The following is a 12,937-nucleotide window of genomic DNA, read 5'->3' as shown; positions in this document are numbered from 1 at the left end:
CCGGCAGGCTCGCCGCCGGGCAGGGGAAGCCGTGCAGTGCTCAGCCGGCAGCGAGTTCGCGCTTGATCGCAGCGATGAAGGAATCAACGTCTTCCTCGGTGGTGTCGAAGGAACACATCCAGCGGACCTCGCGGGCCGCCTCGTTCCAGTCGTAGAAGCGGAAGGACTTCCGCAGCCGGTCGGCTACACCGGCCGGCAGGACGGCGAAGACGCCGTTGGACTCGGTCTTCTGGCTCAGTTCCACACCCGGGATGGACTCGACGCCGGCCCGCAGCCGCGCCGCCATGGCGTTGGCGTGTGCGGCGGAGCGCAGCCAGAGGTCACCCTCGAGCAGGGCGATGAACTGGGCGGACATAAAGCGCATCTTGGAAGCCAGCTGCATGTTCATTTTGCGCAGGTAGATCAGCCCCTGGGCTGCTGCCGGGTTCAGGGCGACCACGACCTCGCCGAAGAGCAGGCCGTTCTTGGTGCCGCCGAAGGAGAGGATATCCACGCCGGCGTCGCGGGTGAAGGCCCGCAGCGGCACGCTCAGGTGGGCGGCGGCGTTGGCCAGGCGGGCGCCGTCCATGTGCAGCTTCATGCCCTTGGCATGGACATGCTCCGCGATGGCCCGGACCTCGTCCGGCGTGTAGCAGGTGCCGAGCTCGGTGGTCTGGGTGATGGACACGGCCAGCGGCTGGGCGCGGTGCTCGTCGCCCCAGCCCCACGCTTCCCTGTCGATCAGCTCGGGCGTGAGTTTGCCGTCTGCCGTGGGGACCTGCAGCAGCTTGATGCCGCCGATCCGCTCCGGGGCGCCGTTCTCGTCCATGTTGATGTGGGCGGTCGAGGCGCAGACCACGGCCCCCCACCGCGGCAGCAGGGATTGCAGCGAGAGCACGTTGGCGCCGGTGCCGTTGAAGACCGGGAAGCATTCGATGCCTTCGCCGAAATGCTCCTCCATCAGCTGCTGCAGCCGGGCGGTGTAGTCGTCCTCGCCATAGGAAACCTGGTGGCCCTCGTTGGCGGCGGCCAGGGCAGCCAGCACCTCGGGGTGGACGCCCGAGTAGTTGTCCGAGGCAAAGCCGCGGACGGCAGGATCGTGGAGCCGCGCTGCGGTGCGGGTAGGGGCAGTTTCAACTGTGCTTGTCATCGATTTGCTCACGCTTTCAGTCTAAGGAGGTCCGGGCCCAACGGCTAAGTGTGGTGCATGGGGTCAGTGGCTAAGTCTGTTGCCGGGTTCAGCCTTTGGGTTCGGTACCCAGCAGCAGCCGCTGGCCGTTCACGTCCGCCGCGGGGGAGGCGAAGAGCCCGACGGCGGCAGCGGCCAGGTCCTCGACGTCGGTGAAGCCGGGGAAGGTCCGTTCCGGGGACTTGGCCCGCATGGCCGGGTCCACGAGGGCCTTCACCACGAAGATCACCGCGGCGCTGTGCTGTTCGACGGGATCCTGCTTGTGTCCCGACTGCCCGCGGTGGAAACCGTCGGCGACGGCCAGGGTCCAGGCCTCGGCGGCGGCCTTGGCGGCCACGTAGCTGGCGCCGCCCGCCGTCGGCTTGCTCACGGCGGTGGAGGAAACCATGGCGAAGCGCCCGGCGTCGGAGGCTGCGAGGTCGTCGAAGAAGACCCGCGTGACGTTCCGCAGCGTGGTGATGGCACCGCGTTCCAGGAACTCCCAGTCCGCGTCGCTCTGGTCCGTGATGCCCTTGGCGCCGCGCCAGCCGCCCACCAGGTGGATGACGCCGTCGAGGGTCCCTCCCGTTCCGGCCAGCATGGCATGCACGCTCGCGTGCAGCGACCGGACCTCCGCGAGGTCGGCGAGGTCGCACACAAGCGGTGTGACGCCGCTGCCGGCTTCCGCGGCGGCGGCCTCAATCCGGGGCCTGTCCGAACCCACGGTGAAAACGGTGTGCCCGGCGTTGCGCAGGGCCCGGGCGGCGGCGATCCCCGAAGGGCCGCTGCCGCCCGTGACCACCACGTTCAGTGCGCGTCCGGCGCTCATCCGGCGTTCATTGCGGCGTTTGTGGCGGTGCCCGCCGTGCCCGTATCGGTCGTGCCCGTGATGCCGGCCGTGGATTCGATGACGGGGCGCATCTTCTTTTCGAGCGCCTCGTAGAACATGGAGAGGGGGAACTCGTCGTCGAGCACCTGGTCGGTGAGCCCGCGCGGCGGGCCGGCCAGGGGCAGTGCGTCCGGGCCCTTGGCCCAGACGGAGGCCGGGTTGGGCGTGACGGTCCCGGAGATCAGCTCGTAGGCGGCGAGCCAGTGGGCCATCTTGGGGCGGTCGATCGAGCGCCAGTACAGCTCCTCGATCTTTGCGCCGAGTTCCACCACGACGTCGGCCGCCTCGTCCCAGTCGATGCTGAGCTTGCTGTCGGTCCAGTGCAGGACGTGGTGCTGGTGCATCCAGGCGAAGAGCAGCTGGCCGCCGAGGCCGTCGTAGTTGCGGACGCGGCTGCCGGTGATGGCGAAGCGGAAGATCCGGTCGAAGATCACGGCGTACTGGACCAGCTTCGCGTGGCGGCGTGCCTCCGGATCGGCGTCTTCATCCTTTTCGATCTTGACGGACTCGCGGAAGGCGGTCAGGTCGCAGCGGAGTTCCTCCAGTGAGTAAAGGAAGAACGGCATGCGCTGCTTGATCATGAACGGGTCAAAGGGCAGGTCGCCGCGCATGTGGGTGCGGTCATGGATGAGGTCCCACATCACGAAGGTTTCCTCGGTCAGCTCCTGGTCCTCGAGCAGGCCGGCAGCGTCCTCGGGAAGCTGCAGCGAGGTGATGTCCGCGGCGGCCCGGAGCACGCGGCGGAAGCGGGCTGCCTCACGGTCGGCGAAGATAGCGCCCCACGTGAACGTGGGCGTTTCGCGCACGGCGACGGTTTCCGGGAACAGCACAGCGGAGTTGGTGTCGTAGCCGGGGGTGAAGTCCAGGAAGCGGATGGGGACGAAGAGCTTGTTGGAGTATTCGCCCTCCTCCAGGCCGGCGATGAACTCGGGCCAGATGACCTCGATCAGCACGGCTTCGACCAGGCGGTTGCTGCTGCCGTTCTGGGTGTACATCGGGAAGACCACGAGGTGCTGCAAGCCGTTCACCCGGTGCCGCTGCGGCTGGAACGCCTGCAGGGAGTCCAGGAAGTCGGGCACGCCGAACCCGCCGTCGGCCCAGCGGCCGAAGTCAGCGACGAGGAGGGAGAGGTAGTCGGCGTCGTGCGGGAAGGACGGTGCCAGGGCCTGGATGGCCGCCGTGATGGTCCGGACGTACCCGTCAGCCGCCTTATGGTCGGCGGTCTCCGGAACGGAGCCGTCCTGGACCTGGAGTGCCTGCAAGGCGGTGGCTGCGGCCTTGACCTGCAGCCATTCCGCGGAGCTGGCCGGGATCTGGGCGGTGGTGGTGAAAGCGGTGGTGGTCATCAGCGGGCACCTTTCTCTGTGCTGGGAGCGTCGCTCGTCTGTTGCTAAATCGAGCCTAGCAAGAGATCAGGGTTCCTAATGCAAAATTGGCCTGAGCATAAGAAGGTCTGTGGCAAGTGGGCTGTGCAGCCTGTGCCAGCTCCAGCAGCGGCGTGGGTGCGCTCCGGGTGTTCTGCGTCCGGACGGCAGAAGGCCCCCGCGGCAGCCGCTGATGCGGCGCCGGCGGGGGCCCTCCACGTGATTCACCCTGACGCCCGGTGGACGGGCCCGGGGACGCCGGGGGCGCCAGGCCCGGATGCTACTTGCCGGCGTCGCCGGCAGAGACCAGCTTCAGTGAGACGGAATTGATGCAATAGCGCTGATCGGTCGGGGTTCCGTAGCCTTCGCCCTCGAACACGTGGCCCAGGTGGGAATCACACGCGGCGCAACGGACTTCGACCCGCTCCATGCCCAGGGTCCTGTCGTGGATGTACTTGACGGTGCCCTCGGCAAGCGGTGCCCAGAAGGAGGGCCAGCCGCAGTGCGAATCGAACTTCTCACGGCTGGTGAACAGCTCTGTGCCGCAGGCGCGGCACTGGTAGACGCCAGCGGTGTGGGTGTCCCAGTACTCGCCGGTGTAGGGCCGCTCCGTCCCGGCCTGGCGCAGGACCCGGTACTCCTCAGGCGTCAGTTCCTGGCGCCACTGCTCTTCCGACTTCTCGACAGGCGAATTTTCGACCTGCGGGTGAGCCGCCTGTCCGGCAGCACTGTCGGCTGCCGTCCCGGCGGGGGAGGCTACGGGTGAGACTTTGGGCTTGTTACTGAAGATGCTCATAGTTGGACTAACGCTCAGGAGTCGCCGATAAATCCCGAACCGGCGTACAGATGCAGGACCGGCAGGCCCAACTTGTCCTGGGCCTTGGTGGCCCAGTCGGTGTGGAAGGTGTCCGCAACAGCGTGCGGGCGGGTGATCACGACGGCCTGTCCGGCGCCGAGTTCGCGTACCCTGGCGACCATTCCGTCGACGGCCTTTCCCTCGACGATTTCGCCGGTCACACCGCTGCCGAGGCCGGCCAGTGCCGCGAGCGAGGCGGCCAGGGTTTCAGCGGCTTCGGCGCGTTCCCCTGCGGGATCGGAGTGTGCCGTCAGTTCACGGAAGGCCTTGGAGATTTCCAGCAGGGAGAGGTTCTCCAGGAAATCCACCAGGAGGTGCCGCTCCGTGCTTGCCGGAACCAGGACCACCAGCGGCGCATCACCGCCGGCAAGCAGGGTTTCGATGTTGACACGGTCGTCCGCGCCGAGGGGCTCTTCTGTCAAAATGACGATTGGATCACTCATGCCCCCAGCCTAGTCGCGCGCCGGGGCACCCGCACGGATTGGGGCGCCGACTACCCGCACGGCCCCGCATTGCCGGCTCCGCACGGCAGCTCCGGAGCATGCGGTGGCCGTCAGCAGGAACTGCCCGCCGGGGTCCGTGGCGCCCGCGGATGCCACTCCGGGCCGGGTGTTCGGTAAGAATGGTGCCATGGCTTCCTCCTCACGCCTCCTGCCGGACCCGCAGCGGATCTCCACCGCCCATGGAAAGGCCGCCCGCGCCGTCGCGAACTCCGCCGCCGAAGTTTCCGTTCCGGGCAGCGCCAAGTGGGCGGTGGCCGGCATCATCGGCGGGAGCGCCGCGGCCGGTCTGCTGGCTGCCGGCTCCTCAGCCCTGGCCCTCTATTTTGCCCGCCGGGTGATCACTCCCGCCCGGGTCAGGGAGGAGGACCAGGAAGTGCTCGCGGTCATCCGGGGCGCGCACGGGCTGCAGCTCATCCTCGCGGCCACCCCCGAGGCCACGGTCGAGGGCGTCTACGGGTTCTTCTTCGACGGCGGCCGGGGCCACGCCCGGATCGGCCGGATCGTGTCCTACTCGCCGGCCGAGCGCACCGTCCAGCGCGAAGTCGAAGCCGTCTACAGCGGGGACCTCAGCACGGCACGCCGCGGATACTGGAGCGGGGCCGCGTACCCCGACCCCGCCAGCATCGGCCTGCCATCGGAGGACGTGGACATCGAGGTCGACGGCGGGACCGCACCGGCGTGGCTCGTCCGGACCCCGCAGGAATCGGGCGTCTGGGCGATTATGGTGCACGGCCGCGGCGCGAGCCGGCAGGAATGCCTGCGGGCCGTCCGGACCGCCCGTGACCTGGGCATGTCCAGCCTGGTGATCACCTACCGCAATGACGGGCTCGCGCCGTCGGCACAGGACGGGCGCTACGGCCTGGGCTCCACCGAGTGGCGCGACGTCGAGGCGGCCATCGGTTTTGCGCTGGAGCACGGTGCCCGGGAAGTCGTGCTTTTCGGCTGGTCCATGGGCGGGGCCATCTGCCTCCAGACCGCCGATTTGTCCCACTACCACCCCCTGATCCGGGCCATGGTGTTGGACGCACCCGTCATCAACTGGGTGAACGTGCTGGCGCACCACGCCGAGCTCAACCGGATCCCGTCGGCAGTGGGCAGGTACGGGCAGCTGATGATGAGCCACAAGCTGGGCCGGCGGCTGACCGGCCTCGCCGCGCCGGTGGACCTGAAGGCCATGGACTGGGTTTCCCGTGCCGTGGAACTGCGGACGCCGACCCTGATCATCCACAGCGTCGACGACGAATACGTCCCCTACGGCCCATCCGCGGCCCTGGCCGAGAAAAACCCGGAAATGGTCACCTTCGAGACCTTCGACCGCGCCCGGCACACCAAGGAATGGAACGTGGATCCGGAGCGCTGGGAGCGGCTGGTCACGGCCTGGCTCGGTCAGCAGCTGGCACCCCGCGCGAATCCCGGCCAGCCGAACCCCGAGGCCCCTGATCCCGAGTCGCCGAACCCCGAGGCCCCTGTCTCGCCGAGTTGACACTTCGCGGCAGTGTTTTCCGGCAACACTGCTGTGTGCTGCACACTCGGTGCGCTTGGCGGCTGTTAGTTCCGCCGGCTACTTCCTGCCGGCGCCGATCCGTGCCGTGCGTGCGCCGGTGAGGCGGATCAGTTCCGCCGGGCTCAGCTCGATGTCCAGGCCGCGCCGTCCGCCCGAGATGAGGATCGTGTCCAGGCCAAGGGCGCTGTCATCCAGGACGGTGGGGGAGGGCTGCCGCTGTCCCAGCGGTGAGATGCCCCCCAGCACGTAGCCGGTGCGGCGCTCGGCTGCTGCCGGGTCCGCCATCGCTGCCTTTTTGCCGCCCAGTGCGGCCGCCATCGCTTTGAGGTCCAGGTTCCCGCTCACCGGCACAACGCCGACGGCGAGCCGGCCGTCGACGTCGACCATCAGGGTTTTGAACACCCGGGCCGGGTCGACGCCGAGCACCTCCGCCGCTTCGAGTCCGTAGCTGGCGGCAGCAGGGTCGTGGCTGTAGGGGTGCGCGACGAACGGAACCCCGGCGGCTGCCAGTACGGCGGTTGCCGGGGTTCCTTGTGACGCCTGTTTGCGTGCCATGGGGTTCCGTTTTGTCCAGCTGCCTAAGTGACCGGGTATCCGTCAGGAGTGCTGCGGGAGGGCAGCAACCTTGCGCTTGATCCGGCCCAGCATCGCGGTCATCCCGCGCATCCGCAGCGGAGTGATGGCCCTGGTCAGTCCCAGCAGTTCCGGCATGTCATCCGGGACGGCCAGGATCTCCGCCGGGCTCAGCCCGTCGAGGCCTTCGTGCAGCACGCCCGCGAAGCCGCGGGTGGTGGGGGCCTCCGGCGGTGCTTTGAAGAAGAGCCGGACGCTGTCGGCCGCGCCGCCGTCGGACTTTTCCGTTTCAATGGTCAGGAACAGCGGCGACTGGCACTCGACCACCTGCTCCATCAGCTCCGGGTGGTCCTTGAGCCGTTCCGGGAGTTCCGGGAGTTCGCGGGAGAACTCGAGCAACAGTTGGAGCCGTTCGGGCTCGGTGACGGCCTGGAAGTCGTCAACAATTTCCGCCAGTGCGGTGGGAAGGGCAACAGTATTCATCTCTTCCAGCTTACGCCCGGGCTACCTGGCGGCCGGAACCGTGCCGCGCTCGGCGCCCTTGACGATGGGGACGCGCACTGCATTGCCCCATTCGGTCCAGGACCCGTCGTAGTTGCGGACCGTTTCGAAGCCGAGCAGGTACTTGAGCGCGAACCAGGTGTGGCTGGAACGCTCGCCGATGCGGCAGTACGCTACGACGTCGTCGCCTTCCTTCAGCCCGGCCTCGCCGAGGTAGAGTGCCTCAAGTTCGGGGCGGTCGCGGTAGGTGCCGTCCTCGGCAGCCGCACGCGCCCACGGGATGGACGCCGCGGTGGGGATGTGCCCGCCGCGCAGGGCGCCTTCCTCGGGGTAGGCCGGCATGTGCGTGCGCTGGCCCGTGTACTCCTCGGTGGAGCGGACGTCGATCAGCGGCTTGCCGAAGTGGGCCAGCACGTCTTCCTTGAAGGCGCGGATCGGGGCGTCGTTGCGCTCGACGACGGGGTAGTCGCCGTCCGCGGTGGCCGTCTTGTCCGTGGTGATAGCCCGTCCTTCGGCGATCCACTTGTCCCGGCCGCCGTCGAGCAGCCGGACGTCCTCGTGACCGAACAGCGTGAAGACCCACAGCGCGTAGGCTGCCCACCAGTTGGATTTGTCGCCGTAGATGACCACCGTGCTGTCCCGGGAGATTCCCTTGGCCGCGGCGAGGGCGGCGAATGCCGCGCCGTCCACGTAGTCGCGGGTGACCTCGTCGTTCAGGTCGGTGTGCCAGTCGATCTTCACGGCTCCCGGGATGTGGCCGGTCTCGTAAAGCAGCACGTCCTCGTCGGATTCCACCACCACTAGCTTGCCGTCCTGGAGGGCGCCGGAGTCGATCGCGGCAGCCAGCCACTCGGTGGACACGAGCCGCTCGGGGTGGGCGTACGCGGCGAACTTCTCGTTCTGCTCGACGGGGTAGGGCATTTGATGGCCTTTCACTGAAACGGTCAGGAGGCCGGGCCATGGAGGAATCGCACAACGGCGCCGGGCCTTCTCCAACACTAACCACGCCCCGCCCGGATTGTTCCACCGGGTTCACACTCGGAAATATGGCCTTCGTCACGTGAAGTCCTCCCGTCCACGCCGCGAGTCCACGCCGCGAGTCCACGCCGCGAGGCGGTGGACCGACAAGCGGCCCGCGCATTGCCGGTATTCTTTCTGGGGACAAGAGACCAGCAGAACGGACCACCTTGGTACAGATCGAACAGCTCGCCGCCCGCACCCCGGCAGTTTCAGTGGATGAACTCCTCAACGGTTTTTATCCCTCGCCGCGCTTCGGTGAGGTGTCGTTTTCCAGCTACCGGCCGGATCCGTCCCAACCCAGCCAGGCCGTCGCGGTCAAAGCGCTGGAGGGATTCGCGGCAAATGTCGGTGCACGCGACGGAGACGGTCTCTTCAAGCGACTCTTCGGCAAGAAGGACACCTCCCGGGCCGGGATCTACCTCGACGGCGGCTTCGGCGTCGGCAAGACCCACCTGCTCGCCTCGCTGTGGCACGCCGCCCCCGGCCCCAAGGCCTTCGGCACCTTCGTTGAGTACACCAACCTGGTGGGGGCGCTGTCCTTCCGCAAGACCGTCGAGGCCCTGAGCCACTACAAGCTGGTCTGCATCGACGAATTCGAGCTCGACGATCCGGGCGACACCGTGCTGATGTCGCGGCTCATGCGCGAACTGGCCGACGCCGGCGTCAAGCTTGCTGCCACGTCCAACACCCTGCCGGGTTCCCTGGGCGACGGCCGGTTTGCCGCCGTCGACTTCGCCCGTGAAATCCAGGTGCTGTCGGACCAGTTCGACGTCGTCCGGATCGACGGCGAGGACTTCCGCCACCGCGGCCTGCCCGCCGCGCCGCAGCCGCTGCCAAACGAGCAGCTGACGCACCACATGCAGAGCGAATTCCACGGCAAGACGGTGGCGCGCGATGAGTTCAGCACCCTGATCGACCACCTGGCCGGCGTCCACCCGAGCCGCTACCGCCAGTTGCTCGACGGCATCGAGGGTGTGGTCTGGAAGAACGTCCACACCATCACCGAGCAGGCCGTCGCGCTGCGCTTCGTCGTTCTCGCGGACAGGCTCTACGACAAGGACGTGCCGATCCTGGCCAGCGGTGTGCCGTTCGACCAGCTGTTCACCGAGGAAATGATGACCGGCGGGTACATGAAGAAGTACTTCCGCGCCGTTTCGCGCCTCACCGCCCTGGCCCGTGAGGGCCAGAACCACGAACCCTCCTGACGTTCATAGCCAACGCGGAGTTCACAACATCGCGGGGTCACTGACGGCCCATCCTGCTGCACCGGATGGACGATGAGTGACCCCGCGTTGTTTCGTTAGACATGCCGTTAGGCGGAGCGGATTCGTGTGGCTGGGCGGCGGTGCGTATGGGGCGGCGCGGGGCGGCTGATTGAAGGCGCGGCTCAGCGATCCTCGGCGTCGTGCGGTGTGCCGATAAATGCCGTGCCGTGCCGTTAAACGCCGGAGGTGCCGGCGCCGCCTCTCGGCGGGACCGGCACCTCGCTGACGTATCTGGGTCAGAGGCCTGGCTGGCGGGGTTCCCCGGTTACGGGGTGCTCACCGGCGACGGGAGGCTGTTCGGCGACGGGGGCCGCGTTCGGCCGGTCGTTCGCCTTGTCCACGAAGTCGGAAGCGCCGCGCTGCACAGCATCGATCTTGTCGGCGTGCTTTCCGCCGGTTTTGGAGTCGACGAAGTCGCCGGCTTTCTCGATGCCGTCCTTGATGGCTCCTTCGTTGCCACCAATAACTTGCTGAGCCTTGCCCTTTAGATCGTCAAGTAAACCCACGGGCACCTCCCTTCGGTCGCGGAGCCAGATCGCTCCTAGCGTCTTCCACCCTAGCGGGACGTGGCGGGGGTGCCAAGGGTGTCCGCCCAGAGGGTAAAAGAAATCGCTTCAGGCGAACAGGGTAGAAGGACCCGCAGGGCACAAAAAAGCAGCTCCGGGGGAGCTGCTTTTGTGGTGGGCGATACTGGGATCGAACCAGTGACCTCTTCCGTGTCAGGGAAGCGCGCTACCGCTGCGCCAATCGCCCGCAACCGGAAGGATCCGGTGTGGAGTTGTCATGAAGAGAGCGGACGACGAGATTCGAACTCGCGACATCCACCTTGGCAAGGTGGTGCTCTACCAGCTGAGCTACGTCCGCATTTTTAGTCCATGCCGGCTGGGCCGGTGGTACTGCATCAAGTAAGTTGCCTTACTTTGGTGGGCGATACTGGGATCGAACCAGTGACCTCTTCCGTGTCAGGGAAGCGCGCTACCGCTGCGCCAATCGCCCCTTGCATCCGACCTAAACCGGAACCAGGGTTTTCACCGAGGTGGGTACGGGATTCGAACCCGTGTATACGGCTTTGCAGGCCGCTGCCTCGCCTCTCGGCCAACCCACCGTGTAGATAGGATTCCGAAGAACCATACCGTGACAGTGTCCTGCGAGCGGACGACGAGATTCGAACTCGCGACATCCACCTTGGCAAGGTGGTGCTCTACCAGCTGAGCTACGTCCGCAATATTGTCTGCAATTCCCCGCCGCAATCGGCATTTCCTCGCGTTCCAACGAGTAAGAACTCTATAGGAGGTTCTGGGAACTTACAAATCGGGGCGAGGACGGCGGGGGCCGAGACCCTCGCATCCTTGAGTTCTAGCGGTTCTTGCAAACTACACCCCTGTAATTAGCCTGCCTTTTCGGGCGTCGCCACCGGGGTCCTCCGGCGACCCAAGTCGCTTGGCAGGGTGATCAGGGCGTCGGGCGGAGGACTCAATTGGTGACGCAAGCGCGGCGTGGCACCTCGATTTCTATATTCCGCCGGGGTGGGCTAGCATTCAATGGCATTGGGGCGATTGGCGCAGTGGTAGCGCGCTTCGTTCACACCGAAGAGGTCACTGGTTCGAACCCAGTATCGCCCACCCAATAAATGGTCCGTTCCGCTCACCGAGCGGGGCGGACCATTCTTGTTAGTGCAGCCGGACTGCCGTTTTTCTCCACTGTCAGACCCCCGTGAAAGAGTCTTCCCATGACCGCCCCACTTCTTGCCCATGCCACGGAATATGGCCGGATGTATGCGCGCTCCACGTCAGAGCAGTTCTCCGTTCCCTCCATCACCACCGTGATCGGCCAACAGCCCCACGGTTTGGACGGTTGGTTCGGATACATGGGCGCCAACAGCCTGGCCCAGGACCCCACACTCCCTGGCATCCTGGGCAGCCCGGCCAAAGTACGCCAAGCGGTGAGCCGTGCGGCCAAGGCAGCGGAGACCTACCGCGACGACGCTGCGAAGCGCGGGGATCGTGTGCACAACTACTGCGAGCAGGTTGCCCTGCGTGCGTTGGGCCGTCCGCATCAGATGAAGGAAACCCGCGAAGCTCTTGCCGCCAACGGTGAAGAAGCCTTCGCTGCCCGCTTCGACGAGTGGTGGGACCTCTTCCAAGTGGAACCGATCGCCCCGGAGATCACGGTTTGGAACAAGACCGTCGGGTACGCCGGCACCTTGGATCTCGTCGCCAGGATCAACGGCCGGATATGCCTTATCGATTACAAAACCAAGGGGACCAGCCGCGACGGCACCGTCAAACCGCTGGATGACAAAGTGGTCATGCAGTTGGTGGCCGGAATGAAGGCAGAGGAAAGCCTCGTGGATCCGGTGGCAGGGGAGTGGGAAGCCTGGCAGCACGGCGATTCCCCAATCTTGCTGGCTGTCGCAATTGGGCAGACCGAGGTCCGTCCGTTGCGTGCCAACCCGGAGGTCCTGAAGCACCACTGGTGGAAGTTCTGTGCCCTGCGGAGGGTGTGGGAGATGTCCGCCGACACCGTTGCCGCCGGAACGGCGTTGCTTCCTCTGGCGCCACCGCCTCTCACCCGGTAGGGCCCACACGGCCGCCCGCCGGGCCGTAGACCATACGCTGCGTGCCGAGGATGCGCGCTCGGTGTACTGGACATGGCGCGGAGTGCTGAACACTGGCACGAGGCGTGTCGAGGGTGGCGCGGGGTGTGCCGGCATCGGCGGCATCCCAAAGCGGCGGGAATCTTCCGCAGCCCCGGGCAATTTTTGCAACACATTCAGCCGCAGCCCGTAGCTTTTGCGAAACTCATCCCATTCCGGCTCCCGGCCCCGGTGGGTAGCTCGCGTCTCTTGACCGCACGGGTCGCTCGCTTTTCTTGACCGTGCTGGGCGCCATCGCCGCCTCCTAACGTGACGAAGCCGCCCGGCGCCCGCACGCAGCCTGCTGCCGTCGTGCCCTTCGCTCGTGGCCCGCCCATTTCACGTACGAGTGTGCCGCACTGGCCTTCGCTCGTGGCCCGCCCATTTCACGTGCGAGTGTGCCGCGCATGATCTGCTGGCCCCGTCAGAACGCCTTGATGACCCCAGCTGATGCCGTGCCGACGCAAGTGGAGTCCCTGAAGCCTGCGGGAGAGCCTGAGGACAGATCGGCTTCACCTGACACCACTGCCGGTATCAGGCGGCGGTGTTGAGGTTTGCGGGGTGGAAGTAGTTGTTGCGTCGGGGTTTTTGGCGCGGGTCGACGTGCGGGGGCGGGATGAACCAGGGGATACCGGTGCGGATTTGGATGGTCCATTGCTCTTTGTGGATCACGTGGTGGT

At 66.6% G+C, this 12,937-nt stretch carries 12 protein-coding genes and 6 tRNA genes; 4 read left to right on the top strand and 14 right to left on the bottom strand.

Annotated elements, in window-relative coordinates; genetic code table 11:
* Positions 1-40: 40 nt before the first annotated feature.
* From AC6EUH_RS15745 to AC6EUH_RS15725, 5 genes are all read right to left on the bottom strand, one after another.
* A complete protein-coding gene (locus AC6EUH_RS15745) occupies positions 41-1,129 on the bottom strand; it encodes a threonine aldolase family protein (protein WP_499739258.1) in 1,089 nt (362 codons plus the stop codon).
* A gap of 88 nt (positions 1,130-1,217) precedes the next feature.
* On the bottom strand, positions 1,218-1,976 hold the full coding sequence (locus AC6EUH_RS15740) for an SDR family oxidoreductase (RefSeq protein ID WP_499739228.1): 759 nt from the start codon (positions 1,974-1,976) through the stop codon (positions 1,218-1,220).
* A complete protein-coding gene (locus AC6EUH_RS15735; protein ID WP_499739227.1) occupies positions 1,973-3,382 on the bottom strand; it encodes a DUF6421 family protein in 1,410 nt (469 codons plus the stop codon). Before AC6EUH_RS15735 ends, AC6EUH_RS15740 begins: the two co-directional genes overlap by 4 nt.
* 298 nt (positions 3,383-3,680) lie before the next feature.
* Positions 3,681-4,196: a peptide-methionine (R)-S-oxide reductase MsrB gene (gene msrB / locus AC6EUH_RS15730; protein ID WP_499739226.1), complete on the bottom strand. Its 516-nt coding sequence runs from the start codon at positions 4,194-4,196 to the stop codon at positions 3,681-3,683.
* 14 nt (positions 4,197-4,210) lie between these two features.
* On the bottom strand, positions 4,211-4,699 hold the full coding sequence (locus AC6EUH_RS15725) for a hypothetical protein (RefSeq protein WP_056431480.1): 489 nt from the start codon (positions 4,697-4,699) through the stop codon (positions 4,211-4,213).
* A gap of 187 nt (positions 4,700-4,886) precedes the next feature.
* On the opposite strand from AC6EUH_RS15725, the gene AC6EUH_RS15720 reads away from it, so the two are divergent.
* Positions 4,887-6,242 carry an alpha/beta hydrolase family protein gene (locus AC6EUH_RS15720; RefSeq protein WP_499739225.1) on the top strand — a complete coding sequence of 452 codons (1,356 nt, stop codon included), beginning with the start codon at positions 4,887-4,889 and terminating at the stop codon, positions 6,240-6,242.
* 78 nt (positions 6,243-6,320) lie between these two features.
* Here AC6EUH_RS15720 and ybaK read toward each other — a convergent pair whose 3' ends face one another.
* From ybaK to AC6EUH_RS15705, 3 genes are read right to left on the bottom strand one after another with little or no spacing between them, the layout of a single operon-like run.
* A complete protein-coding gene (ybaK, locus tag AC6EUH_RS15715; RefSeq protein WP_056431483.1) occupies positions 6,321-6,818 on the bottom strand; it encodes a Cys-tRNA(Pro) deacylase in 498 nt (165 codons plus the stop codon).
* 42 nt (positions 6,819-6,860) lie between these two features.
* Entirely contained in the window at positions 6,861-7,319 is a 459-nt protein-coding gene (locus tag AC6EUH_RS15710) for a SufE family protein (protein ID WP_056431486.1), read from the bottom strand.
* A 21-nt stretch (positions 7,320-7,340) separates the two neighbouring features.
* Entirely contained in the window at positions 7,341-8,258 is a 918-nt protein-coding gene (locus AC6EUH_RS15705; RefSeq protein ID WP_499739224.1) for a sulfurtransferase, read from the bottom strand.
* A gap of 266 nt (positions 8,259-8,524) precedes the next feature.
* On the opposite strand from AC6EUH_RS15705, the gene zapE reads away from it, so the two are divergent.
* Positions 8,525-9,562, top strand: a complete 1,038-nt coding sequence (gene zapE, locus AC6EUH_RS15700) for a cell division protein ZapE (RefSeq protein ID WP_499739223.1) — start codon at positions 8,525-8,527, stop codon at positions 9,560-9,562.
* A gap of 296 nt (positions 9,563-9,858) precedes the next feature.
* Here zapE and AC6EUH_RS15695 read toward each other — a convergent pair whose 3' ends face one another.
* From AC6EUH_RS15695 to AC6EUH_RS15670, 6 genes are all read right to left on the bottom strand, one after another.
* Positions 9,859-10,128 carry an antitoxin gene (locus AC6EUH_RS15695; RefSeq protein ID WP_056431495.1) on the bottom strand — a complete coding sequence of 90 codons (270 nt, stop codon included), beginning with the start codon at positions 10,126-10,128 and terminating at the stop codon, positions 9,859-9,861.
* Positions 10,129-10,300: 172 nt separating this feature from the next.
* Positions 10,301-10,375, bottom strand: a tRNA-Val gene (locus tag AC6EUH_RS15690).
* A 38-nt stretch (positions 10,376-10,413) separates the two neighbouring features.
* Positions 10,414-10,486: transfer RNA gene (locus AC6EUH_RS15685), tRNA-Gly, on the bottom strand.
* Positions 10,487-10,543: 57 nt separating this feature from the next.
* A tRNA-Val gene (locus AC6EUH_RS15680) sits at positions 10,544-10,618 on the bottom strand.
* Positions 10,619-10,656: 38 nt separating this feature from the next.
* Positions 10,657-10,727: transfer RNA gene (locus tag AC6EUH_RS15675), tRNA-Cys, on the bottom strand.
* 45 nt (positions 10,728-10,772) lie between these two features.
* Positions 10,773-10,845: transfer RNA gene (locus AC6EUH_RS15670), tRNA-Gly, on the bottom strand.
* 327 nt (positions 10,846-11,172) lie between these two features.
* Between AC6EUH_RS15670 and AC6EUH_RS15665 the strand changes: the two genes are divergently transcribed.
* Both AC6EUH_RS15665 and AC6EUH_RS15660 read left to right on the top strand, forming a co-directional pair.
* Positions 11,173-11,244, top strand: a tRNA-Val gene (locus tag AC6EUH_RS15665).
* A gap of 107 nt (positions 11,245-11,351) precedes the next feature.
* On the top strand, positions 11,352-12,200 hold the full coding sequence (locus AC6EUH_RS15660; RefSeq protein ID WP_056431498.1) for a cytochrome: 849 nt from the start codon (positions 11,352-11,354) through the stop codon (positions 12,198-12,200).
* The last annotated feature ends 737 nt before the right edge of the window (positions 12,201-12,937 follow it).

The organism is Arthrobacter sp. 001422645 (genome assembly GCF_059816125.1).
This window is presented reverse-complemented; position numbering and strand designations above follow the sequence as displayed.

Coding starts and splice junctions, on each gene's coding strand:
- AC6EUH_RS15745 (WP_499739258.1), bottom strand. CDS start 1,129: ATGACAAGCACAGTTGAAACTGCCCCTACCCGCACCGCAGCGCGGCTC.
- AC6EUH_RS15740 (WP_499739228.1), bottom strand. CDS start 1,976: ATGAGCGCCGGACGCGCACTGAACGTGGTGGTCACGGGCGGCAGCGGC.
- AC6EUH_RS15735 (WP_499739227.1), bottom strand. CDS start 3,382: ATGACCACCACCGCTTTCACCACCACCGCCCAGATCCCGGCCAGCTCC.
- msrB (WP_499739226.1), bottom strand. CDS start 4,196: ATGAGCATCTTCAGTAACAAGCCCAAAGTCTCACCCGTAGCCTCCCCC.
- AC6EUH_RS15725 (WP_056431480.1), bottom strand. CDS start 4,699: ATGAGTGATCCAATCGTCATTTTGACAGAAGAGCCCCTCGGCGCGGAC.
- AC6EUH_RS15720 (WP_499739225.1), top strand. CDS start 4,887: ATGGCTTCCTCCTCACGCCTCCTGCCGGACCCGCAGCGGATCTCCACC.
- ybaK (WP_056431483.1), bottom strand. CDS start 6,818: ATGGCACGCAAACAGGCGTCACAAGGAACCCCGGCAACCGCCGTACTG.
- AC6EUH_RS15710 (WP_056431486.1), bottom strand. CDS start 7,319: ATGAATACTGTTGCCCTTCCCACCGCACTGGCGGAAATTGTTGACGAC.
- AC6EUH_RS15705 (WP_499739224.1), bottom strand. CDS start 8,258: ATGCCCTACCCCGTCGAGCAGAACGAGAAGTTCGCCGCGTACGCCCAC.
- AC6EUH_RS15660 (WP_056431498.1), top strand. CDS start 11,352: ATGACCGCCCCACTTCTTGCCCATGCCACGGAATATGGCCGGATGTAT.